This window comes from Bacillus sp. PK3-067 (genome assembly GCF_056738645.1).
The window spans coordinates 1910820-1935331 of the sequence record NZ_CP096490.1; the positions used below are offsets into that span (position 1 = coordinate 1910820).

20 protein-coding genes and 3 pseudogenes are annotated in these 24512 nt (G+C 33.3%); 18 read left to right on the forward strand and 5 right to left on the reverse strand.

The window, feature by feature from the left end; genetic code table 11:
- Nucleotides 1–146: 146 nt before the first annotated feature.
- Entirely contained in the window at nt 147–1322 is a 1176-nt protein-coding gene (gene alr / locus M1D73_RS09950) for an alanine racemase (protein ID WP_002204801.1), read from the forward strand.
- A gap of 22 nt (nt 1323–1344) precedes the next feature.
- On the opposite strand, the pseudogene M1D73_RS09955 reads toward alr, so the two are convergent.
- The 3 genes and pseudogenes from M1D73_RS09955 to M1D73_RS09965 form a co-directional block, all read right to left on the reverse strand.
- Nucleotides 1345–1595, reverse strand: a pseudogene (locus M1D73_RS09955) (class I SAM-dependent methyltransferase); the annotation flags it as partial.
- Between the two features lie 12 nt (nt 1596–1607).
- Entirely contained in the window at nt 1608–2477 is an 870-nt protein-coding gene (locus tag M1D73_RS09960; protein ID WP_001007480.1) for a GNAT family N-acetyltransferase, read from the reverse strand.
- Between the two features lie 23 nt (nt 2478–2500).
- Nucleotides 2501–3379, reverse strand: coding sequence for a hypothetical protein (locus tag M1D73_RS09965; protein WP_000941371.1), 879 nt, complete (start codon nt 3377–3379; stop codon nt 2501–2503).
- A gap of 399 nt (nt 3380–3778) precedes the next feature.
- Here M1D73_RS09965 and M1D73_RS09970 point away from each other — a divergent pair, with 399 nt between their 5' ends.
- A complete protein-coding gene (locus M1D73_RS09970) occupies nt 3779–4987 on the forward strand; it encodes a macrolide family glycosyltransferase (protein ID WP_000024493.1) in 1209 nt (402 codons plus the stop codon).
- A gap of 180 nt (nt 4988–5167) precedes the next feature.
- Entirely contained in the window at nt 5168–6013 is an 846-nt protein-coding gene (locus M1D73_RS09975) for a YitT family protein (protein WP_000755128.1), read from the forward strand.
- An 89-nt stretch (nt 6014–6102) separates the two neighbouring features.
- On the opposite strand, the gene pdxR is transcribed toward M1D73_RS09975, so the two are convergent.
- Nucleotides 6103–7518, reverse strand: coding sequence for a MocR-like pyridoxine biosynthesis transcription factor PdxR (gene pdxR / locus M1D73_RS09980; protein ID WP_088322220.1), 1416 nt, complete (start codon nt 7516–7518; stop codon nt 6103–6105).
- 129 nt (nt 7519–7647) lie between these two features.
- On the opposite strand from pdxR, the gene M1D73_RS09985 reads away from it, so the two are divergent.
- Both M1D73_RS09985 and M1D73_RS09990 read left to right on the forward strand, forming a co-directional pair.
- Nucleotides 7648–8070 carry a GNAT family N-acetyltransferase gene (locus M1D73_RS09985; RefSeq protein WP_001101116.1) on the forward strand — a complete coding sequence of 141 codons (423 nt, stop codon included), beginning with the start codon at nt 7648–7650 and terminating at the stop codon, nt 8068–8070.
- Nucleotides 8071–8243: 173 nt separating this feature from the next.
- The gene (locus M1D73_RS09990) at nt 8244–9371 is read left to right on the forward strand and encodes a metallophosphoesterase (protein WP_000721379.1); all 1128 of its coding nucleotides are present in this window, start codon (nt 8244–8246) and stop codon (nt 9369–9371) included.
- Nucleotides 9372–9391: 20 nt separating this feature from the next.
- Here the strand turns inward: M1D73_RS09990 and M1D73_RS09995 are convergent, their stop codons facing one another.
- Nucleotides 9392–10018, reverse strand: coding sequence for a DUF1648 domain-containing protein (locus M1D73_RS09995; protein WP_000797169.1), 627 nt, complete (start codon nt 10016–10018; stop codon nt 9392–9394).
- 136 nt (nt 10019–10154) lie between these two features.
- Between M1D73_RS09995 and M1D73_RS10000 the strand changes: the two genes are divergently transcribed.
- The 13 genes and pseudogenes from M1D73_RS10000 (at nt 10155) to M1D73_RS10060 (ending at nt 24512) form a co-directional block, all read left to right on the forward strand.
- On the forward strand, nt 10155–10721 hold the full coding sequence (locus M1D73_RS10000) for a GNAT family N-acetyltransferase (RefSeq protein WP_001181850.1): 567 nt from the start codon (nt 10155–10157) through the stop codon (nt 10719–10721).
- A gap of 6 nt (nt 10722–10727) precedes the next feature.
- A complete protein-coding gene (locus M1D73_RS10005; protein WP_000270862.1) occupies nt 10728–11288 on the forward strand; it encodes a 2'-5' RNA ligase family protein in 561 nt (186 codons plus the stop codon).
- A complete protein-coding gene (locus tag M1D73_RS10010; RefSeq protein WP_000221052.1) occupies nt 11285–11770 on the forward strand; it encodes a GNAT family N-acetyltransferase in 486 nt (161 codons plus the stop codon). Before M1D73_RS10005 ends, M1D73_RS10010 begins: the two co-directional genes overlap by 4 nt.
- Before the next feature lie 12 nt (nt 11771–11782).
- Complete coding sequence (locus M1D73_RS10015; RefSeq protein WP_000688072.1) at nt 11783–12148, forward strand: cupin domain-containing protein; 366 nt, start codon at nt 11783–11785, stop codon at nt 12146–12148.
- Nucleotides 12149–12151: 3 nt separating this feature from the next.
- Entirely contained in the window at nt 12152–12580 is a 429-nt protein-coding gene (locus M1D73_RS10020; RefSeq protein WP_000584231.1) for a GNAT family N-acetyltransferase, read from the forward strand.
- 305 nt (nt 12581–12885) lie between these two features.
- Nucleotides 12886–13182, forward strand: a complete 297-nt coding sequence (locus M1D73_RS10025; protein WP_000918601.1) for a WXG100 family type VII secretion target — start codon at nt 12886–12888, stop codon at nt 13180–13182.
- Nucleotides 13183–13308: 126 nt separating this feature from the next.
- Nucleotides 13309–17136 (forward strand): type VII secretion protein EsaA, encoded by a 3828-nt coding sequence (gene esaA, locus M1D73_RS10030; protein ID WP_089030268.1) that lies wholly within the window; start codon nt 13309–13311, stop codon nt 17134–17136.
- Nucleotides 17108–17611, forward strand: coding sequence for a type VII secretion protein EssA (essA, locus tag M1D73_RS10035; RefSeq protein ID WP_000595656.1), 504 nt, complete (start codon nt 17108–17110; stop codon nt 17609–17611). Before esaA ends, essA begins: the two co-directional genes overlap by 29 nt.
- Nucleotides 17612–17615: 4 nt before the next feature.
- The gene (locus M1D73_RS10040) at nt 17616–17867 is read left to right on the forward strand and encodes an EsaB/YukD family protein (RefSeq protein ID WP_001007571.1); all 252 of its coding nucleotides are present in this window, start codon (nt 17616–17618) and stop codon (nt 17865–17867) included.
- A 73-nt stretch (nt 17868–17940) separates the two neighbouring features.
- Entirely contained in the window at nt 17941–19140 is a 1200-nt protein-coding gene (gene essB / locus M1D73_RS10045; protein WP_000136611.1) for a type VII secretion protein EssB, read from the forward strand.
- A 39-nt stretch (nt 19141–19179) separates the two neighbouring features.
- Nucleotides 19180–19461, forward strand: a pseudogene (locus tag M1D73_RS10050) (FtsK/SpoIIIE N-terminal domain-containing protein); the annotation flags it as partial.
- A pseudogene (gene essC / locus M1D73_RS10055) lies at nt 19456–23685 on the forward strand (type VII secretion protein EssC); the annotation flags it as partial. The pseudogenes M1D73_RS10050 and essC, both read left to right, overlap by 6 nt.
- A complete protein-coding gene (locus M1D73_RS10060) occupies nt 23682–24512 on the forward strand; it encodes a DUF3952 domain-containing protein (RefSeq protein ID WP_000768472.1) in 831 nt (276 codons plus the stop codon). The pseudogene essC and the gene M1D73_RS10060, both read left to right, overlap by 4 nt.

Sequence of the window (24512 nt, forward strand, 5' to 3'; positions counted from 1 at the left end):
AATAGTTTCTTGAGGATATTATATCATACTCAAAATTCCGAAAATTCTAGTAGTTTGACTAGCATAATGAAAAGTATTATATTGTAAAAGGTCATATGAAACGTGAAATAGAATGGAATGCAATTATTGAGTTAGGAGTTAGACCAATGAGTTTGAAATATGGAAGAGATACAATTGTAGAAATTGACTTAAATGCTGTAAAACATAATGTAAAAGAATTTAAAAAACATGTAAATGATGAAGAAATTAAGATGATGGCTGCTGTAAAAGCGAATGGGTATGGCCATGGGGCAGTTGAAGTTGCCAAAGCTGCAATTGAAGCAGGAATACATCAACTTGCAGTTGCATTTGTAGATGAAGCAATAGAATTAAGAGAAGCAGGAATTACTGTGCCGATTTTAATTTTAGGATACACACCAGTAGCGGCTGTAGAAGATGTAATTCAATATGACGTTATGATGACTGTTTATAGAGTAGAAGATTTACATGGTATAAATGAAATTGCAAACCGTCTTCAAAAGAAAGTACAAATTCAAGTGAAAATTGATACAGGAATGAGTCGTATCGGTTTACAAGAAGAAGAAGTTAAACCATTTTTAGAAGAATTAAACCGTATGGAGTATGTAGAGGTAGTAGGGATATTTACGCATTACTCTACGGCAGATGAAATCGATAAATCATATACGAATATGCAAACAAGTTTATTTGAAAAAGCTGTTAATACAGCGAAAGAATTAGGAATTCAAATACCATATATTCATAGTTCAAATAGTGCGGGATCAATGGAATTAAGTAACACATTTCAAAATATGGTACGCGTTGGAATAGGAGTGTACGGTATGTATCCGTCAAAAGAAGTGGATCATTCAGTCGTTTCTTTACAGCCTGCGTTGTCGTTAAAATCAAAAGTAGCTCATATTAAACAAGCGAAGAAGAATCGTGGTGTAAGTTATGGGAATACGTATGTAACAACTGGTGAAGAATGGATTGCGACTGTACCAATTGGTTATGCTGATGGTTATAATCGTCAATTATCTAATAAAGGCTATGCGTTAATTAACGGGGTTCGAGTACCTGTTATTGGCCGTGTTTGTATGGACCAGTTAATGTTGGATGTTTCAAAAGCGATGCCAGTACAAGTAGGAGACGAAGTAGTATTCTACGGTAAACAAGGTGAAGAAAATATCGCAGTAGAAGAAATAGCGGATATGTTAGGTACAATAAACTATGAAGTTACATGTATGCTAGATAGAAGAATTCCGCGTGTCTATAAAGAAAATGACGAAACAACTGCAGTTGTAAATATATTAAGAAAAAACTGAATCATTTCGATTCAGTTTTTTTATTCATATCAAATGCGAATATACCCTCGTTATGTAATACGGAGTAAACTTTGTGAAACACACTTTTTAGTTCATCTAAATTAAACTATCACCGGCAGAGATGACCAGTCCCGCAACAAAGATCTAATATACGAGAGTAGGGAAGAGCATCTTGTAAAACGAGGCTGGGTAGGAGTATTAAACAAAATGTCTCCAATGTTTATTATAGATGTTTGCTAAAATATCATAATTAGAATAAATTGTTTTTTTAATATATATATTCACCTAAATATTCATTAAATTATAATAGTCATGCCTCGTTTTAATTTCAAAACCACATTGTGTATATAGTTTTAAAGCGTGGATATTTTTCGTTTCGACGTCTAATTCAATTGTTGAAACTCCTTCTGTAATAAGGGTATGTACTATATTACAAAGAATATCTTTTCCGTATCCTTTACCTTGATAAGAAGGATGAACGGCGAATCCTGATAGTGTAGTAGATTGCTCTTGTTTAGAAACTGTAATTGTTCCTATCACTTTTTCAGCAATAAGGGCACTGTAAACTTGATGGGAAGATGAATTCATCATTTTTTGTAACCATGCAGTCGTATTTTCTACTGAATCACCAAAGGCTTTACTAGAAATTTTAATAAGATCAAGAAGTGATTCTGAAGTTGCAAGAGTAAGCTGTATATTATTATCTGTTGTTTTTTGAATTTCGTTTGTTTTGCACTCCATACTATATTCACTATATAAATATGGTAACTTCATATGTTTTACAAATTCATTCCCAGAAATAGAATCCCCATTAATAATAAGAAGAGCTTCATCTGTCTCTCTATTTTGTATTTCTTTCATTGCAGTTTGTAAAAGGATAGTTCCGAAACGTTGTTTTCTAAAATGAGGATGTACAAAGCCTATTAGTTCAAGCTTTGTTGGTCTTTCGAAATCATACATATTTAAAGCGCCAATTAATTGAGTACCGTTATAAAGAAGAAAATCGTTTATATAATCTTCATTTCGATTTTTTAAAAAGTTGATATGTAAATCTGAAGAGTAATCAAGATTGTCTTGTTGCCCACAAATATAAGCCAAATCCTTCATTTGCTGTATTTCACTTTCTGTTACAGAACGCTTTTTCTGAATAGCCATTGTATACTCCCTCTCATTCGTATTTAAAAATAGGATGGGTGACTTAACCATTTTTTTAATTCCACATTACCTTGCACAGATAACAGTCGGTATAAATAACGATAAGGCTGTCTATATTCTTCTAAGTGAGGAATAGACATAATTGTTTCGTAACCACTTTTAAAGGCATGTGCTTCTTTTTCGGTAAGTACATATTCTAGTCCGATAAAATCAAGTTCTCGCGGAGCAACAGCGTAAGCTTCACTATCTACTAAACCCGTAATAGTTGTACCGTCAGATAAAAATTGAGTAGGATCCATATCAATTAAGACGAGTGTAGATTCCTTTGGTACGGACAGGGAAGAAAGTTGTGATTCAAAGGTAGGGAATGCATTTTTTATGCTTTCATCATCGGAATAAAACATATTCACAAGCTCTTTACTCACGTTTAAAATATGTGGTTGGAATTCATCTAGTGGAACTTGGAACGTGCCTGACGGATTTCCTATGAAATCGGCTTTAAATTTATGTATTTCTGCAAGTCCTTTTCCTAGGCTGAATAAAATAGAATCTGGTTGCTCGATAAAAGATTGAACTGTGTTACCTACTAACTTTTCGACCACCACAAATTCACGGCTATTTAAAACATGTTTTTCTAATATTGTTGGGATAGGAAGATTCGTATGTTCTTGCAGCAATGTATGTACAGTTTCTAAATGATGGACGTTCCTTGGATCAATTCCAAATAGATTTTTACATCCCCACCAAAAATCATTATTTGGTTCTTCATTCATTTTAGAAGCACGAACGATAACTTCTGTATCTTCTGTTTGAACGAGAAAAACATCACTTGCATGATCTTCATAACCTGGGTGCAAGGCTTGAACGGATAGAATAGGTGAATTGAATAGTTGTTGTAACATGAAAAAACTCCTTTTTCTGTAAATTCTATAAATTTATTATATAACAGATGATGTGTTATGAGGATAAAGATAAAAAGATTGAAAGCATACTTACATGTATAGTGAAAACTCATTAAAAATATTATATTTCTCTATTTTTGTATGAATTGTCTAAAAATAATGGTGGTAATACTTGAATGTAAGACTCGTATCTTTAAATCTATGAAGAGTAAAAGTAAAATTAAGCATTCATTTATAAGATTGTGAATCACAATAATGTAGACTATAGAAAATATTTCTCAATAATAAAATGAAGAGAAAAGCATGAAGAAGTAGAATGCATTCATTTATAATAGACTTAAATTAATTAATATAATTAATTGTTAATTTTATTATATTAATTGGATAGGAGAGAATGTTATGGCAAATGTACTCGTAATAAATTTTCCTGGGGAAGGTCATATTAATCCGACTTTAGCTGTTGTAAGTGAGTTAATTCAGCGAGGGGAAACAGTTGTTTCTTATTGTATTGAAGATTATAGAAAGAAGGTTGAAGCAACAGGTGCGGAATTCCGAGTGTTTGAGAATTTTCTCTCTCAAATTAATATTATGGAACGAGTAAATGAAGGTGGGAGCCCTTTGACGATGCTATCTCATATGATTGAAGCATCAGAGCGTATTGTTACTCAAATTGTAGAAGAAACAAAAGAGGAAAAATATGATTATTTAATATATGATAATCATTTTCCAGTAGGACGTATTATAGCGAATATTTTACAATTACCAAGCGTTTCATCCTGTACAACGTTTGCTGTTAATCAGTACATTAATTTTCATGATGAGCAAGAATCGAGACAAGTAGATGAAATGGATCCATTATATCAATCTTGTTTAGCGGGAATGGAAAGATGGAATAAGCAGTATGGAATGAAATGTAATAGTATGTATGATATTATGAACCATCCTGGTGATATTACGATTGTATATACTTCAAAAGAATATCAGCCACGTTCAGAGGTATTTGATGAATCGTATAAATTTGTAGGTCCATCAATTGCTACTCGAAAAGAAGTGGGGAGTTTTCCTACCGAAGATTTAAAAAATGAAAAAGTGATTTTCATTTCTATGGGAACAGTTTTTAATGAACAACCTGCTTTGTATGAAAAATGTTTTGAAGCGTTTAAAGATGTTGATGCGACAGTCGTATTAGTCGTTGGTAAGAAGATAAATATAAGTCAATTTGAAAATATCCCGAAAAACTTTAAGTTGTATAATTATGTCCCGCAATTAGAAGTTTTACAGCATGCTGATGTATTCGTGACACATGGTGGTATGAATAGTTCGAGTGAAGCGTTATATTACGGTGTTCCATTAGTTGTAATTCCGGTAACAGGAGATCAGCCATTCGTTGCAAAACGATTGACTGAAGTAGGGGCAGGCATAACACTTAATCGTAACGAGTTAACTTCTGAATTGTTACGTGAGACTGTAAAGAAAGTAATGGATGATGTGACGTTTAAGGAAAATAGTCTTAAAGTGGGAGAATCGCTTAGAAATGCTGGTGGATATCAAAGGGCAGTTGAGGAAATATTCAAATTAAAAATGAAGCCGTACGTAAAGATTAAATAGATGTTAAAAACACACTTACTTTTAATTTGTAAGTGTGTTTTTAGTATTACGCGTTACATGTATTACATAAAAATAGCGATAAAGGTGAAACTTTTCTGTATATAAATCGATACCTTTGAATTAGTAGTAAAATTACGTTAAAATAATACTAAGAAAATATATAAGTTTTGGGGGTAATGAATGAAGAAAGTATTTGAATACGTATTATTAACAATTGGCTCAATTATAGTAGCAGGTTCATTAGAGCTTATTTTAGCACCTAATGGATTAGTAGATGGCGGGGTAACGGCTATTGCTATTATGGCAAATAAAGTCGCAGGATTGCCGCTTTATGGTGTGTTCTTAGGAATTAATATCCCAATTTTATTATTTACTGCAAAAGTAATGGGAAAGAAGTTTTTTATCCGTACATCTTATGCGAATGTAGTTACAACACTCGGATTAATTTATTTAAAACCATTTCCAGCAATTACGACTTCTGAGTTATTAATTGTACTTTATGGTGGAGTACTGTTTGGAATTGGTGTTGGGATTGTTGTTAAAATGGGTGGAGCAATTGACGGTTCAGAAATGTTAGCAGTTTGGATGAATAAACACTTTAATGTACCGATTAGTACATTTTTACTTGCAGTAAATGCAGTTATTTTCATCTTTGTTGCTATTTTATTTTCAATCGAACAAGCGATGTTCTCGTTAGCAATTTTCTATATTGTTACGAAGATGATTGATTTTATACTAGATGGTATTAATCAAGGTAAGAGCGTTATGATTATTTCTAGTAAGAATAAAGAAATAGGCGATTTACTTATGAAAGAATTGCAACTATCTGTTACGTATCTACATGGAGAAGGTGGTTTTTTAGGGGAGCATAAGAGAATCATTTATTGCATTACAAACCGATTCATTTATCCGAAAATGAAAGATCTCGTTCTCTCTGTAGATCCAACCGCTATAATTGAAGCTTCCTATTCAACAGAAACGACTGGTGTGAAACGTCCGGGAAGGAAAGCTAGGTCAGGTGAATAACTAGAAGAAGGCTGTCCAAAAAGTTATTTTGGAACAGCCTTCTTTTTTATTTTGTTGAATTGTTAACATGTTACAAGTTAAATCTACTGTTAACAAGTTTCCTTGCAACTAGGAAACCAAGCGTCTTTCAATAATGTAGCCAACGTTTCAATTTTATTTTCCGGAATACTACCAAAGCCGAGTAATACGTATGATTCCTTACGTAAATCATTCACGAAATCATATGGAGAAAGTGGGTATAATTTAACGCTTTGTTTTTTAGCGGATTCAATCAGTTCATTTTCATTCATACTGTTATTTACACATAAAACAATATGAAGTCCGGACTGTTCGCCAAGAATTTGAACATTAGCCCCCATTTCTTTCGTAATGGATTTTACTAACGTATGATGTTTTCTTTTATATAGTGTACGACTCCGATTAAGGTGACGTTCCCAATTCCCGTTTTGTATAAAGTTAGCAAAAGCAAGTTGTTGTATTGTAGCGACTGTTTGTTTGAAAATTCCATGCAGTTCTTGATATGTTTTTAAAAGATGTGGTGGTAAAACAATATATCCCATTCGTAAAGAAGGTAAAAAAGATTTTGAGAAAGTTCCCATATAAATAACGCGTTCATTTGAATCAAGACTTTGTAAAGAAGGAATTGGCTTACCAGCGTAGCGAAACTCTCCGTCATAGTCATCTTCAATAATGTATCCATTGCAATCATTAGCCCACTTTAACAATTCTAATCTTCTAGATAAAGGCATAATAATCCCGAGTGGAAATTGGTGTGATGGTGTAACGTATGCGACATTGGAATTTGTATTGTATAAACTAGAAATATCAATCCCTTTTTCATCCAATGGTATGGGATGAATTTGTCTATCACAGCTTTTAATAATTGCGTGTATACGGTGAAATCCAGGGTTTTCAATGCCGTATTCTTTTGTAGGGCCAAGCAGTTGAAGTAGTAGCCAGAGAAGTGGCTGTGTTCCGGCGCCGATCACAATTTGATCAGGTGAAGAATGTACACCGCGAGAATGATATAAATATGTTGATATATGCTCTCGAAGAGCGAATTCACCTTGAGGATCTTCTTTAGCAAATAGTGCATTTTCGTATGTAAGTATGGATTCTTGTAATGCTCGTTTCCAATTTGTAATCGGAAATGCATTTTGATCAATAAGCCCTTGGCTACAATCATATTCAAATTTTTCTTCTATTAAATTGTTCGTCTTCTTTGCTGCATTTCGTTTTTTATTTGGGATAACGTCAATATCGAAATTTGCTACAAAAATACCACGTTTCGGTTTACTTTCTGCATAACCTTCAGCTAATAACTGTTGATAAGCTGATTCAACAGTAATGCGGCTAATATTAAGTTGTGATGCTAAATTTCTGTGTGAGGGTAGCCGTGTGCCAACAGAAATAGTCCCTTGTATAATTTCAGCTTTTATATATTCGTAAATTTGCAAGTAAATAGGTGTGTTACTTTGTAATTGCAATGGGATAGTAAAATCCATATAAAACTCTCCTTTAAAACTGGCCTTATAAAAAACACTTAAACTGCCACTTAAGTAAAGGGCAGTTGCTTTCTATAATAATGATATAACATTTAGAAAATTATTTAAATAGTTAAGGGAGAGTTAAAAATGAATGTTAAAGAAGTAGTAACAGAAGAGCAATTACATGAAGTATTACCTGTTTTACAGCAATTAAGAACGAAACTTTCAAAAGAGGAAACAAGCTCTTTATTTCGAAATATGAAAGAAGAAAATTATAAACTATTTTCGTTGCGTAATGAGGATGATGAAGTTGTTAGCCTTGCAGGTGTAGCAATTTGTACGAACTTTTATAATAAGAAACACGTTTTCGTATATGACCTTGTAACAGCAGAAGCACATCGTTCAAAAAGACATGGGAAAGTATTACTTTCGTATATAGAGAACTGGGGAAAGGAAAACGAATGTGAGTCTATCGTCCTCACGTCAGCATTTTCAAGAATTGATGCTCATCGTTTTTATGAAAGAGAAGGGTATGATAAGGTGAGTTATTCTTTTCATAAAGAATTATAAAAAATAAGAAGAAGTTGTCCCGCAAAAATTGGGAACAGCTTCTTCTTATTTTTTAAGTTATTATTAAACCGTAAATAGGTTGTAAGTTATGGTATATGTATTTGAAAAGGTTATATAGTGTATTTTGTCGAATTGTTTTAATTTAATAAAGAGAATGATTGGAGCGCTTATACTTGAAAAAAATAAAGAAACTATCAATCCCTAATGATGCTAGAGTTATCGTCATATCTGATATTCATGGAGAATTAAATCTTTTAAAAGAAGCACTACATAAAGTTAACTTTAAAGATGAAGATTATTTAATTATTAATGGAGATCTTTGCGAGAAAGGACGAGATAGCGTAGGCGTAGTAAACTACGTTATGAATCTTGTAAAGAACAATTCAAAGGTTCACGTTGTTGAAGGGAATTGTGAAGTTTTAGTTGATGCTCTTCTAAATGAAAATCCTGATCTTATTAATTATTTATGTATGAGAAAGCACTCGATTTTTAATGAATGGCTAGAGCGATTAGGTTTTTCAGTTCATGAGGGCACTTCAATTCGTGAAGTGAAAGAAGCATTGTTAAGTGAATTTTCACAAGAACTATATTGGCTAACAGAGTTGCCAACAGCGATTGAAACAGAAGATTATATTTTTGTGCATGCCGGTCTAGAAGATAGAGTAGATTGGAAAGAAACAGAGCGCAAAAATGCGATAGCAATGCCACAGTTTTTTAATAAATCACATAAAGCAAATAAGTATGTAATAGTTGGTCATTGGCCTGTCGTGAACTATTCTGAAGAAGCACCGTCTAACAATCCAGTTATTGATAAGGAGAAAAAAATTATTGCAATTGATGGAGGAAATGCAATTAAAGAAGCAGGGCAATTAAACGTATTTATTATTCAGAGGAAACAAACCGGCGATACGTTTTCTTATACATATGTAGACTATTTTCCAGAGTACGAAGTAATAGCGGATTTTAATGCGAATTCAGAAATGCAGGGCGGAGTGACATATCCGTATTATTACATAGAGCCTATCGAGAAGATGCAAGATTACACCGTATGTAAACAAAAGGAAACGAATAATTTACTCACTGTAAAAAATGAATATATGAAACAACTTGAGTCAGGTGAATATACAGTGAAAACCGATATTTCTTGTGCGCAAATAAGCGTTAGGAAGGGAGATATCGTTTCTCTCATTGATGATAGCTGTTCAGGATATGATTTAATTAAAAAAGATGGCGTAGAGGGTTGGATAGGGAAAGGGATTTTAGTTGAGATAGAAAAAGTGAAAAATAAAACATTAAGCTGAAATAGGAGGGGTATAACCTCCTATTTTTTTAAAGGAGTAGATTGCTTGCTGTCTTTAATAAGTAAATAAATCGTACTCGGCAGAATGATAAGCGTCATTCCTAAAAGAATTGCTAGTATAGCATAACCTCTATAGGGAGCAGAAACGATAAAAGGAAGTATCGCTAAAAAAATACCTGCTATCATCATTGAAATACTACTAATATTTGAAGCTCTTTTTTCAAGGTACTTATCATTCCATTCTAATGAAACGGTTGATTTAGTCGTATCAATTTTGGAACTGAAATAACCTATTAATATAAATAAAAGCCCTAATGCTAAAAATATGAAATGATCAAGAGGAAGTGAAAAGCCAAGAGCGATGAGGGAGATGACAATATCGACAAAAAATAAGAATAGTAACATTGTGTTGCCGATCCAATGGAGAAATTTCTGGTTACTCGCTGCTTTAGATAAAGCTAAAAATACAAAGAATAAGAAGGAACATATAATTATATTTACGATTACAAAAGTGCTTTTATCCATTGTTGATGTAGGCGTTCCATTAAAGTCCCATTTCGTAACAATATTTGATGGTAAGAAGAACTGTAGAATAATATTTGTCGTAACAATAGTGAGAAATAAAGCAATACTAAATCGATTCTTCACTGAATCACCAGCGTTCTAAATCAATAATTGGTATCTAATAACGAAATTATACAATATAATAAATGATATTAGTTTTGATTTTTCTGAAAAAACATTATAATTATATATGAAATAAAGAGGAATGCAGGAGGGAATTATGCAAAACGTTGTATTAAAGGGGAAGAAAGTTACAATTCGTACAATAGAAGAATCGGATATAAAAACATTATGGAATATCATATTTAAAGAAGAAAGCCCAGAATGGAAGAAATGGGATGCGCCATATTTCCCGTTCTCAATGCAAGAATACGCTTCCTATAAAGAGAAGATGCAAACTCGTTTGCAAGAAGAACCACTGTCAAATTTAATTATAGAAAATAACGGTCAAATTATAGGGACGGTCGGATTTTATTGGGAGCATAAACCGACGCGTTGGTTGGAGATGGGAATTGTTATTTATAATCCAACTTACTGGAATGGTGGCTACGGTACAGAAGCGTTAACGTTATATCGAGATTTATTATTTGAAAAGATGGAGATTGGTAGAGTAGGGCTCACGACTTGGTCTGGTAATGAACGAATGATGAAAGTAGCGGAGAAAATAGGAATGAGCTTAGAAGGTAGAATGCGAAAGTGTCGTTATTATAACGGAACATACTATGATTCTATTCGAATGGGCATGATTCGTGAAGAATGGGAAGCGCTATGTGTAACGAAGGGGTGAGAAAGATTGTACGCTATTATTGCTACATTTGATCGTGTGTTTACTCATAAAATTACAGAACTGCAAAATGAATTAACAAATGTAATTGGAACAAATCAACTAGCTGGAGTAGAACCTCATATTACGTTAGCTGATTATAATGAGTTAGATGTCCATTTGTATACGGAGAAACTAGGGGAGTTTGTAGCTATTCAAGAAAATATGGATGCAGTAACTTTTCCTTCTATTGGAATTTTTCCTACTAATGGAACGGTCTTTCTAGCGCCGACTGTTATCGATGAATTGTTAAAACTTCATCATTCTTATCATGATTATTTTAAAACTTTTCATGACAACCCAAATTCATATTACGTACCGGGAAAATGGGTTCCGCATTGTACAATTGCAAATAGATTACATACAAAGCAGTTTTTAAGTGTAATGGAATATATTTATGGGAAATTTGATTTTGCAACAGCTTCAATTGAGAAATTAAAATTAATTAAGGTGAATTATGAAAATGGTTCTGCCATTTCTTCTAGTATATTAGCAGAATATAATTTAAAGAGAATGGAGACATCGAGATGACATATATAATTAGAGAAATGAAGCAAGAAGACATTCATGCTGTACAATCAGTAGCAAAAATAGCTTGGCATGATACATACGAAGGCATTATTCCAAGAGAAATTCAAGATAGTTTTTTAGATGAGGCATACTCTGATGAAAAAATGAAATATCGTCTTAAAAATACACATTTATTCGTTGCGGAAGAAGAGGGTAAAGTAATAGGGTTTGCAAACTTTTCACCTGTTAGACTACAAAACGAAGCAGAATTAGGTGCGATTTATTTGTTACCAGATCAGCAAGGAAAAGGGATCGGAAGTGCTTTATTACAAAGAGGGATTAAAGCATTAAATGGGATACGGAAATTGTACATACATGTAGAAGCAGCAAATGAAAAAGGAAAACGCTTTTATGAAGCGAAAGGTTTTGCTGAATTAGAGCAATTTGAAGAAGACTTTGAAGGACATATGATGCAGACAGTAAGGATGGTTTTATACGTATAAGGAGGACTAGTAATGAAAATTTTTGATTTTAGTGAAAAAGTAGGAAAGCACCTATCAGTATTTCAATCTAATTTCATCATGTCAAAAATATTAAACCATCAAGGAAATATACATATCGGTGCTATGCATTTACACGAGAATGGAATCATCGGTAATCATGAAGCAGTTGTATCTCAACTGCTTCTTATTGTGGACGGGACAGGATATGTATGTGGAGTAAATAAAGAAAAGATAAAGATAGAGGCGGGACAAGCTGTGTTTTGGGAAAAGGGAGAGCTCCATGAAACAAGTACAGAACACGGATTAACGGCAATTGTTATGGAAGCGGAGAATCTTGAACAAGCGATAGTAATGCCTATTATTCAAGGGGAGTTGTGAAAAATGATAATTAAGGCGAATCAAGAAGATAGCAATGAAATATTAAAATATGCGGCTCAATCGCTTTTTGAAGGGACGAGAGGGAATTGTCAATTAAGTACCGAGAAAGCAATTGAGATTACAAAGCCGATTGTAGAAAAAGGAGCATACTATTTAATTATTAAAGAAGAAAATAAAGTAATGGGATGGATATTAATAGGGGAAAATACAGACTATTTTTCTCGTGAAAAACTTGGATTTATATATGAATTGTACGTTTTCCCAAAATATCGCGGGAGAGGATTATCGCGAGAACTGATGGAAGCTGGTATTAAGGAATTACAGGAGAAGTATTCAGAAATTCGGTTGAATGTATTTGCTGGGAATTTTGCAAAAGAGATGTACGAAGAGTTTGGGTTTGTTGAAAGGCAGGTAATTATGACTTTGAAGTGAGTATTATAGTCTGAATGGGAGAAAATAATGATTTAGTGGCTACTTTCTCGCTGGGATTTAAAGTGAATAAGTCCTTATAAATATATAAAATAGATGGTTTGCCTTTATTTTATAGTAGATTTATAGAGTGTGCTTAAAAAATAAATAAATTAGTATTATACAATATATCGTTATTATAGTAAAAGAGAAATTTTGGAAAAATATCATTTTTTTGTTTAGAAATTTTTAAATTATTGATATAATCAATTTGTAGAATTGATTATTGGTTAATTTTACTATTTTTTAATTTTAAGGGGGATTTAATAATGGCAGGACAAATTCGTATGTCACCAGAGGAGCTTAAATCGAAAGCGACTCGATATGGACAAGGTGCAAATCAAATTGAGGACATTTTACGTCAACTACAAAACTTACAAAATGAATTAAGAGGAGAATGGGAAGGTCGTGCTTTCGAAGGTTTTGACCAACAGTTCAATCAATTAAAGCCAAAAGTACAAAACTTCGCACAGCTATTACAAGAAATTAATATGCAGCTTAATAAAACTGCAGAAGCTGTTGCTAGACATGACGAAGATCTTTCTCGTAATTTCGGTCTACAATAAGACAGATAAAAAGAAATATATAATTTAGCCATGCAACCATACGTTGTATGGCTAAATTACTTTAAAACTAGAGTAAGATACGAAGTCTTTCATTAGATAGACTCGCAGTCGCAGGAGTGATAAGTAGTGAAAAAGTTCAAATGGAGCATCTTGTTGTTTATTATTTTAGCTCTTGTACTATCAACAGGGGTCTCCTATTTAGCATTAAATCAAAATGTTAAGAAAGCTAATGAGAATACTACACCAAAAATGACAGTTGCGTTGGTAAATGAAGATCAGGGCACTGTATTTGAGGGCAATAAAATAGCGTTTGGAGATCAATTTGTTAAAAATGTAAATAAAAATACGAAACAAGAATGGTACGTAGTTAGTCGCGGGGTAGCAGAAAATGGATTGAAAAATAATAATTACAATATGATGATTGTTATTCCAAATGATTTTTCTAGGAAAGCAGTTGCGATTGATTCAGAGATTCCGGAGAAATTAACGTTAAACTACAAAGTAAATGCAACTGGGAATAAGGATTTGAAAGCTGAGGCAGAAAATACAGCTTCTGTTATTTTAGAAGATTTCAATAAGCAAATAATCGACGTTTATTTTGCGAGTATTATCGGTAAGCTACAAGGTGCGCAAGATAATATAGGTAAAATAATTGAAAAAGGAAACGTTCAAACAACTATGTATAAAAAAGATATACATAGTCCGTTAGCGAATTACACAAATCAATTTAAAACAGTACAAGATTATACAGGTGTTTCTGTTAATAGTTTCAAAGGATTTCAGGATGTTTTAAAAGGTTTCGGTCAAGCGTTAGATGAAGGGAATAAATCAAACAGTACGTACTTAGATGGTTTTAATAACTTTCAAAAAATGCAAACTGATAACAATTTGTTAGCGAATAATTTCACAAATCAATTCAATCAATATATGAATGATATGAATACAGGCGATGCTTTAAAGCAATTAAGTGCATTGGAATCCGCTAATAAAATTATTTCAAATCAATTTACGTTTTCAGAGAAAGAACCGAATATTTTAACTGATGCTGCAGCGATTCAAAAATATTTAGCAGATGTAAAAAAACAAGTGTCTGAATATGATACAGAACTTGCAGGGAAGTTAGAAAGTGATATTCAAGAGACGGTAATTAAGAAGTTAAAGCAATCAATGTCGAATGATGGAAAGCAAGAAATCTTCATAAATACATTAATGAAACAACCAGATGCTCGAATAAAGAAACAAATCGAGAATTTAATTGCGAAATTACCTAGTTTAAACATGGAAGAAATCGGTCAAAGTGATTTACCAGATACAACGAAATTACAACTGCAAAATGTAATTCAATTTACACAAAAATATAATAAAGAAAATAATTTTTATTATGATCCTGTAAATAAAATATCTTTAGGAAACGCAATTAAAGAAGTAAAGGATAGACTTTATACAGAGGGAATTACATTTAGTGATACTGCAAAAGTAATTAAAATGGAATCTCCGCAAATTTTGAAGATAAAGATTCCAGAAGAATTTAAACTAGATGGAAGTACAGGATTCTTACATATTGATGATGTGGATCGTACAAGTGACTTTCTTCAAAGCGAAGCAGGAGAAATTACAATAGCTCCTCGTAATGAAGGGGATATAAAGATTAGCTTGGATGTGAAGTTAAAAGATCCAAACATCAATATAGATGTTTTCTCTCCTGTAACATGGCAGTGGGAATTGAGCGGGACTCATAAAAAAGAAACTAGTCCTGAAAAAGAAGAACCTAATAAAGAGGATAAAGGAACACAAACTGAAAATAGCAAGGTGGAAAATGTGGTTCATAAATCACAGTATGGCATAATGCCGTTGGTACACAGTGCTAAAAACCCTATTATTAAAAAAATGGAAAACACAACAGGGAAAGATAACGGAACCGGAGGAAACCCAGGAGGCGGAACGGGAACAGATAACGGAACTGGAGGAAACCCAGGAGGCGGAACGGGGAAAGATAACGGAACCGGAGGAAACTCAGGAGGCGGAACGGGAACAGACAACGGAACCGGAGGAAACCCAGGAGGCGGAACGGGAACAGACAACGGAACCGGAGGAAACCCAGGAGGCGGAACGGGAACAGACAACGGGACCGGAGGAAACCCAGGAGGCGGAACGGGAACAGACAACGGAACCGGAGGAAACCCAGGAGGCGGAACGGGAACAGACAACGGAACCGGAGGAAACCCAGGAGGCGGAACGGGAACAGACAACGGGACCGGAGGAAACCCAGGAGGCGGAACGGGAACAGACAACGGGACCGGAGGAAACCCAGGAGGCGGAACGGGAACAGACAACGGAACCGGAGGAAACCCAGGAGGCGGAACGGGAACAGACAACGGGACCGGAGGAAATCCAGGAGGCGAAACGGGAACAGATAACGGGACCGGAGGAAATCCAGGAGGTGAAACGGGAACAGATAACGGTAAAGTTACTGAAAGTACAACGAATCAAGTTGTACATCAAAAAGCAGAAGTATTAACAAAAAATATATCTAGTGTATTAATAAAAGAAGCAGTAGATACAGTCGAAAGTTATCAAGGTTTAATGAGCCTTTACGAAATGTATTATGGGATTGATTTAAGAACGAAAGATGTAGGTCCTAAGTTAGAAGAGGGAAGTTTAGATGCAATTGCGACGGACCAATCTTTGTACTACGTATTAAATAAACAAAGCTTAATTGATTTAATTTCAAATCTTGTTTCATCAAGTATTACTACAGAAATAAAGCAAGATATGTCAGGTTTAAAACAAAAAATAAACTCTTATCAACAATCTATTACTAGTGCGGATCAAAATTCTATGCTACTAGCGGAGAAATTAAATGGAACGACGCAACAAGCAACTAGTATGAATGAAAATTTAGGAGAGTATTTAAAAGGTTTAGCGAAATGGCGTGAGAATAGCTTAAAACTAGTTGAAGAGCAGCAAGTATTAACAGCAAATCATGCTGGTGAGCAAACAGCTGTTTTATCGTTAGATTCTGGTATTAAATCATTAATGATGCAAAGTCAGTCATTGGTCGAAAGTTCGAAACATAGTTTAGCAACTTCAGACGATGTATATAAAACATTTGATCAAATCAATGGACAAGCAAAAGAAATTCAAGACAGCGGAACGACAATTGTTTCAAAAGCTGATTTATTATTAAACGACTTTACGAAGAAAATGGAAGATGATAAATCATTCTCCAAAAACTTTACGAAAATTTTAGCGAATAGTCGTATTGGAGATCGTCAAAATGAAATGCTATATGACTTTTTAGCTAGTCCAGTTCAAAAGCAAAATGATGGAGTAATTGTAGCAGGTAATGCTTTTACACCGTACTTAATTGTATTAACTTGTTTCATTGTTGCATTATTTACAGCATACGCAATTGCGAATCAAGAAAAGAAACGAATGCAATCAGATCATTTTGAAGAGAAATTCTCATTAATTGATATGAATGTACCAACTACAGTAGTAGCTTTCGGTATATCAATTGTGGAAGGGATTAGTATAGGTATCATTTCTGGGCGTCTTTTAAAGTTCGGTCAGGATCAAAGTTTACTATGGATTGCGTTCATCACATTTATTATGATGGCGTTTGTATTGGTCTCAACCTACTTATTACGACAAATAAAAATGGTAGGTATGTTTATACTATTAGTATTTTTAAGCATGTACCTATTTTTAACTGAGGCAGTTGGAAGTAAAGTAGATCAAATGTCCTCTGTCGGAAAGATACGTCAATTCTCACCGCTTCAGTATATAGAAAGTTTTCTAAATGATTTTATTAGTGGTAAAGATACTGGGAAAGTTATTTTTGTCGTATTGTTTGTAATTGCCATTATTGGATTGGTTAGTAATCTATTTGTATGGCATAAGAAATGGGAGGAAAAAGAAGTAAATGATCAAACAATGGAGCATAGTGGCTAAGTTATCATTTCTCTCTATCCTTTTACTGTTTGTCGCGCTACCGATAAGGAGCGCGGCTGACAGTTATCTTGGTGATGATGGGAAGATTAAGTTTAAAGTGGATCGACTTGAAGAAAGCGACCAAGAAAAAAATAAAAAGGAACATAAGGAAACAGAATTAGATAAAGCATCGATTGAGTTATTTAACAAAGATATAGAAGAAGAAATTGAGAAAAAGAAAAAGAAAGAACAAAAAGATATGGAAGCTTTGCGAGATTCTCTTTTTACAAAACAAAAAGAGAATAATAGTGTTAAAGATACGAAAAATAGTTTGTTTAGCAGTGAATACATTGTCAGAAAAAGTGCAGATGAAGTAGCGAGTAATGAAACAATGAATGAAGAGCCAATTAGTATAACAATAATATTATTATTTGGCGGCGGCATTCTATTTATTTGCATCGGTATTTATACGGTTCTTCGTAAAAGTTGGAGGTAAAGTGATGGCAATACAAACACATATCAATGTGACAGTAGATTTTAGTAAATGGAATGGAAATACATATGATTTGCGTATTCCGAATCATCAATCTATTAAATATTTATTAAAAAACTTATTAGATACGCTAAAGATTGATAATCATGAAGGTTCACATTTTGTAATTAAAGTGAAAAATAAGTCAATTGTTTTAACAGATAATGATCGTTTAATTGATCACCAAATAACAGATGGAGATATTTTGCAAGTTTTATAAAGAATATTTTTTACTTTTAGTTATTTGAAAATAAGTTATTACGGGTTATAAAGAAAAGGAGAAGAGGATAAACATGACGGAAAAAATAATTCAAATTGATGCAATGAACTATCAATTTCAAATAGAAAAAGAAAATTGGAAATTGGAGATGACCAAATCTCAAACACGTATAAAAGACTTCCGTCAATTCGATATAATTACGGGCGAATCATCTGAATTTGTACCATTAACAATAGAAGAAACGGATGATATGTTTACGTTTCTATATCAAGTAGATAAAAAATTATATAAGTGGGACGATCTTAGCCGTTTTGGAAGAAATGAGAAATTAAGACTACTTCGGAATGTTGCGCAGTTTCGTAAATATTTAAATAAACGAATCACGTTCTTTTTACATCCAGACAATATAGTTTTTAATGCTAATTTAATACCAAGTATTATACATAGAGGAATTCGAGATATTGTTCCGCCAACCCCATTATTAGAAGAGCAATTTTTAACACAATATAAGTGTCTAATTATTGCTTTATTCTCCCAAAAACATAACTTTGATGATTTGTATGCTGGGTTACTAAAAGATGCAAAAGAAACAACATTTGAACAGACCGTTGCTCAAATGGAAAGCTTAGATGCATTACTGCAGTTTCTTGATGACAGCTTTGAGAAGGAACAAACAAAAACAGAAAAAAATATGCAGTTAGTACCTAAAAAAAGCTATAAATCATTTAAATACTTAGCTTTTTCCTTCATAGCGGCGACAGTTATTTTAGCTGCTCCTTTAATATATTTCACTTTTATAAAATTTCCTTATCAAAATAAATTGTTAGAAGCAAATGCAAGTTTCATAGCAACTGATTATGACAAAGTCATTACGCAATTGAATGAAGAGGAGTTTGAATCATTACCGATTGCATCTAAATATGAGTTAGCATTTGCATATATTACAGCTGAAAAACTAGGTGAAGCTCAAAAGAAATCGATTATGAAAAACATTAGTTTGAAAAGTGATGAAAAGTATTTGCTGTATTGGATGTATAACGGAAAAGGTAATTTTGATAAATCATTAGATTTAGCTAAGACACTTGATGATCCTCAGCTTATTATGTACGGCCTTGTTAAACAAATTGAATCACTGAAAAATAATCCAGATTTATCAGGGGAAGAACGTGATCAAAAGTTAAAAACATATGAGCAACAATTAGATGAATATAAAAAGAAATATGGCAATTCATCAAACGATAAAAATTTGTCGGACACAGAGAAAAAAGAGTAAGCACTTGATGAGACAGTTGAAAAGGAGCAGTGAACACGGATGGAGCAACTATTAGTATTGACTTATGGAGATAAAATATATAAGTGCACATTACATCCAAATGAGCAATCAATAGTGTCGATTGGAAAAGAGTGGACAAACGATATTACGAATCCAAGTTTAGAACAAGAAGTAGAGTTAAAGTGGAATAATGAAGTAAATGCTTGGATGGTACAGGATCAATTAATAGAATTCAATAAGGAAATTGAGATTGGGAAAACAAGAGATGTGAGCTTGAAAATCTTTATATCTATTGTTGGCACAACTAAAGTGTTTGATATCGGAACGAAACATTCTCTTACAGTGAGTCAAAACGATTACGATGATATTTCTATTACCGGGACTAGTGTAGATTTAATGCTATCTCGCGAAACGTTGTACGATTCTTTTAAAGTGAACGTGTATGGCGGGGATGTATTTCATAATTATACGAAGTTAAAAGATAGCGTTATGTTGGAATCAGGAGACGTATTATATTTTGATGGTATTTTATTGGAGATTGGTAGTGAAGACATTCAAGTACTTTCTTCAGAAGATAAAGTGAAATCTGAGTTACCTATTTTAGTAGAATCAGAAACGAATTATCAAAGTGGTTATCCAGACTATCATCGTTCACCACGTATTATTTACCGTGAACCAGAAGAGAAAATGACAATTGCAAAGCCTTCAAGTATGCCATCAAAACCAACGGAGCATTTAGCAAGAATCATTGCACCTTCACTTGTCATGATTGTCGTAACTGTATTACTTGCTATTTTCATGAAATATGGAATGTTTATTATCGCATCGATTGCGATGACATTAGTAACAATCATTGTTTCTGTCACATCGTATATAAAAAATTTAAAGCAATATAAAGTCGATATTGTTGAACGAGATAAAAGCTATAGAGAGTATATAAAACAAAAAACGAAAGATTTACATGCAGAAAGTGAAAAACAGCGTCACGCATTACATTATCACAATCCAAATGTAGAAGTAATACGTAATATGGCAGTTCAAGTAAATCCTCGAATTTATGAAAAAACAATGTTACATCATGATTTCTTAACATTTAGCGTTGGAACAGGACAAGCTAATACGAGTTTTGAAATTCAATTTAATGAAGAAGAATTTAGTCAAACGAAAGATGAATTAATTGATATAGCACGTGAACTAAGACAGCGTTATCTATCGTTGGAAGATGTACCAGTTGTAACAGATTTAATGAATGGACCAGTCGGTTATATTGGTCAACGCTCTTTAGTGTTAGAGCAATTACAATTATTAGTTGCACAAACGGCTTTATTCCATAGTTATTATGACTTGCAGTTTATTACTATTTTTCCGGAAGAAGAAAAAGAAAAATGGGATTGGATGCGCTGGTTACCTCATGGAAGTGTTCGCGATATAAATGTACGTGGATTTGTATACCATGATCGTAGCCGTGATCAAGTGTTAAATAGTTTGTATCAAATATTGAAAGAACGAAAATTAAAACTAGATGAAAAAAGTTCTACTAATGAAAAAATGTACTTTGCACCGCACTATGTCGTTCTCATTACAGATGAAAAACTAATATTAGACCATGTTGTTATGGAATTCTTTAATGATGATCCGAGTCAATTAGGTGTATCACTTGTATTTGTACAAGATGTTATGCAAAGTTTACCGGAGCATGTGAAAACGGTAATAGATATAAGAGATGCAAAACAAGGGAACATCATCTTAGAGCAAGGAGAACTTGTTAACCGTCAATTTAAACTAAATCATGTGCCAAAAGGATTCAATTTAGAAGATATTTCACGGGCATTAGCACCATTAAATCATTTGCAAAACTTAAAAAATAGTATTCCAGAAAGCGTAACATTTTTAGAAATGTACGGCGTTGAAAAAGTAAAAGAACTGAATATCACAAGTCGTTGGGAGAAAAATGCAGCGCATAAATCTTTAGCTGTACCACTTGGATTACGTGGGAAAGAAGATATCGTAAACTTAAACTTACACGAAAAAGCACACGGACCACACGGATTAATAGCAGGTACAACAGGTTCAGGTAAATCGGAAATTATACAATCGTATATTTTATCTCTAGCAGTCAATTTCCACCCGTACGAAGTAGCCTTTTTACTAATTGACTATAAAGGCGGCGGAATGGCGAATTTATTCAAAAACTTACCGCATTTATTAGGAACAATTACGAACTTAGATGGAGCACAAAGTATGAGAGCGCTCGCATCAATTAAAGCTGAATTGCAAAAAAGACAACGATTATTTGGTGAAAATGATGTAAACCATATTAATCAGTATCAAAAACTGTATAAAGAAGGCTTAGTAAGTGAGCCGATGCCGCATCTATTTTTAATTAGTGATGAATTCGCGGAACTGAAGTCAGAACAACCAGAATTTATGAAAGAGTTAGTTTCAACAGCGCGTATCGGTCGTTCGCTCGGAATCCATTTAATATTAGCTACGCAAAAACCGAGTGGTGTTGTAGATGATCAAATTTGGAGTAACTCGAAATTCAAATTAGCATTAAAAGTTCAAAATACGTCAGATAGTAATGAAATTTTAAAAACACCAGATGCTGCTGAAATTACATTACCAGGACGTGCTTACTTACAAGTTGGGAATAATGAAATTTATGAACTATTCCAATCAGCCTGGAGCGGAGCAGACTATGTAGAAAACAAAGAGGATAAAGAACATTTAGACGCAACAATCTATGCAATAAATGATCTAGGACAATATGAAATATTAAGTGAAGATTTAAGTGGCCTTGGTAGCAGTAAAGAAGTAATAAGCGTACCATCTGAACTGGATGCTGTTATTGACTACATTCACGATTACGCAGAAATAAATGAAATTGAAGCGTTAGCAAGACCGTGGTTACCACCACTTCCAGAAAGCGTATATTTACAAGACTTACATGCTATTCAGTTCAAAGAAGCATGGACGAAAGAAAAGAAACCATTACAAGCAACAGTTGGTCTACTAGATCAGCCAGAATTACAATCACAAACACCATTAACACTAGATATTAGTAAAGACGGACACGTAGCGGTCTTCTCAAGTCCAGGCTACGGAAAATCCACATTCTTACAATCAGTCATTATGGATGTAGCTCGTCAGCATAGTCCGGAGCATTTGCATGTGTATTTAGTGGACCTTGGAACAAATGGTCTTCTACCTTTGAAAGGATTACCTCATGTAGCGGATACGATTACGATTGATGAATCTGAAAAATGTTTAAAGTTTGTTGAAAGATTAACTCAAGAAATGAAAAATCGTAAACGATTATTAAGTGAATATGACGTTGCAAATATTGAAATGTATGAAAAGGCAAGCGGGAAAGAAATACCACATATTATTATTGCAATCGACAATTATGATGCAGTAAAAGAAGCGAAGTTCTATGAAAGCTTTGAAATGCTAATTATGCAAATTGTCCGAGATGGTGCAAGTTTAGGAATTCATACCTTAATTAGTGCAGGGCGACAAAATGCACTTAGAATTCAATTGTACAATAATATTAAAATCCAAACTTGCCTATATATGATTGATCAAAGTGAAGTAGCTAGTATTGTAGGGAGATCTGATATAAAAGTGGAAGAAACAGCAGGAAGAGCGTTAATAAAACTAGAATCTCCTACATTATTCCAGGTTGCACTACCTACGAAAGCAGAAGATGAATTACAGCAAATTCAATTATTACAACAAGAAGCAAATGATATGGATCGAGAATGGGATGGAGAACGTCCGAAGGCAATTCCAATGATGCCAGAAGTGATTGATATTGCTACTTATCGTAAAAATAAAGACGTTACAAAAGCTCTACAAGCAGCAAGAATTCCAATGGGGCTTGATTTTGCAAACGTAGAAGTTGTAGCTCATGATATTGCAGTGAATGATCATTTAATGATTTATAGTGTAGATGATAGTATGAGAAAACAAATTGTATCTAGCATCCTATCTCAATTGAATAAAGATTATTTTGAAAGTGTGACGTTGGTGGATACAGCAGAGTATAGTTTCGTTCAATATAAAGACGATGTGACGCACTACATTGTAGACGAAAATGAAATCAATATGCATGCGAAGTATTGGATGGAAGTAATTCGTGAACGAGCTCTTGAATTAGCACAAGCAAGACAAGAAGGTAGAGAAATTCCTGCATTCACAAAACAACTCATTATCATGACAAATGTTGAAGAGTTTAGTAAATTTGTTTATTTAGAAATGGAGGATGCAGCGACTTTAATTGATTTATCTCGTACAGTAGGTATTTACTTTGTATTAGCAGGTCACCACGACTACATGGACCGAAATCGTGAAGCTCTACCTATGAAAATGAGAAGTAAACTAACAGCAGCAATTATCGCAATGCCATTAAATGATCAAAGTATCTTCAACATAAAATATATAAGCAACGAAGCACCATTAGGTAAAGATGAAGTGTATTACTATCAAAAAGGGAACATAATGAAACTAAAAATGCCTAGAGTAACTAACGAGGTGACAGTATGAAATTAAAGAAGAAAGCTAAGGTGATGATAGTCGTGTCAATAGTGGCAAGTTTATTAAGTGGATGTGGTTTTGGAGAAAAGCAAATAGATTATAAGCCATTTGTCAAAGCTTTGGATGAAGGTGACATGAGAAAGGTTATGTCTGCGAGTGATGATGGGTATGCGTATGTGAAGGAACGGGTTATTGATTTTACGACAGAAAAAAATGGTGATGACAGAATTCATAATACACTATATCAAACTACTGAAGGTATATATAATTTGAAAGAAAAATTGTTATATGGAATAACGTCTCAAAAAATAACAAGTAAAACAAAAGATATAAAGGATAGGCATAAGGATATTAATTATAAAGAAGAAGAAAAATATAATACCAACTTTATGTATAAAAACGGAAAACTTCAAGGTTCGGATTCAAATTTAGATATTTCTCCTGTGAAATTGATATTTAATAGATTACAAGGTGTAGGGAATTTAAAACTGAAAGCAGATGGTAATAGAAAAAAATTTAATGAACCAAATTCAGTTGGATTTACTTTAACAGAAGCACAATTTCAAGAAATAATTAATGATAAATTAAAATTGCAATATAATAAATTTGAAAATGCATCAATTGTACTTAACTTTAACGATTCAATAGACAATGAAAAACACCCAATGCAAATAACAGAATTAACAATTTCAATTGACTATGAGAAGAAAAATGATGAAGGTAAAATGTTAACGCATAGTCAACAAATATATGTTTATTTTAGTAGTAAAAAAGATAACAATCAGGAAGCTAAGAAAGAGTTTGTAAATTATGAAAAACAATATAAAAATAAGTAA

Excerpts from the sequence above, each read along its gene's own strand:
- M1D73_RS09970 (WP_000024493.1), top strand. The coding sequence starts at position 3,779 with ATGGCAAATGTACTCGTAATAAATTTTCCTGGGGAAGGTCATATTAAT.
- M1D73_RS09960 (WP_001007480.1), bottom strand. The coding sequence starts at position 2,477 with ATGGCTATTCAGAAAAAGCGTTCTGTAACAGAAAGTGAAATACAGCAA.
- M1D73_RS10000 (WP_001181850.1), top strand. The coding sequence starts at position 10,155 with ATGCAAAACGTTGTATTAAAGGGGAAGAAAGTTACAATTCGTACAATA.
- M1D73_RS10010 (WP_000221052.1), top strand. The coding sequence starts at position 11,285 with ATGACATATATAATTAGAGAAATGAAGCAAGAAGACATTCATGCTGTA.
- essB (WP_000136611.1), top strand. The coding sequence starts at position 17,941 with ATGACGGAAAAAATAATTCAAATTGATGCAATGAACTATCAATTTCAA.
- M1D73_RS09985 (WP_001101116.1), top strand. The coding sequence starts at position 7,648 with ATGAATGTTAAAGAAGTAGTAACAGAAGAGCAATTACATGAAGTATTA.
- M1D73_RS10060 (WP_000768472.1), top strand. The coding sequence starts at position 23,682 with ATGAAATTAAAGAAGAAAGCTAAGGTGATGATAGTCGTGTCAATAGTG.
- M1D73_RS10040 (WP_001007571.1), top strand. The coding sequence starts at position 17,616 with ATGGCAATACAAACACATATCAATGTGACAGTAGATTTTAGTAAATGG.
- essA (WP_000595656.1), top strand. The coding sequence starts at position 17,108 with ATGATCAAACAATGGAGCATAGTGGCTAAGTTATCATTTCTCTCTATC.
- M1D73_RS10020 (WP_000584231.1), top strand. The coding sequence starts at position 12,152 with ATGATAATTAAGGCGAATCAAGAAGATAGCAATGAAATATTAAAATAT.
- pdxR (WP_088322220.1), bottom strand. The coding sequence starts at position 7,518 with ATGGATTTTACTATCCCATTGCAATTACAAAGTAACACACCTATTTAC.
- M1D73_RS09965 (WP_000941371.1), bottom strand. The coding sequence starts at position 3,379 with ATGTTACAACAACTATTCAATTCACCTATTCTATCCGTTCAAGCCTTG.
- M1D73_RS10025 (WP_000918601.1), top strand. The coding sequence starts at position 12,886 with ATGGCAGGACAAATTCGTATGTCACCAGAGGAGCTTAAATCGAAAGCG.
- alr (WP_002204801.1), top strand. The coding sequence starts at position 147 with ATGAGTTTGAAATATGGAAGAGATACAATTGTAGAAATTGACTTAAAT.
- M1D73_RS10015 (WP_000688072.1), top strand. The coding sequence starts at position 11,783 with ATGAAAATTTTTGATTTTAGTGAAAAAGTAGGAAAGCACCTATCAGTA.
- M1D73_RS09975 (WP_000755128.1), top strand. The coding sequence starts at position 5,168 with ATGAAGAAAGTATTTGAATACGTATTATTAACAATTGGCTCAATTATA.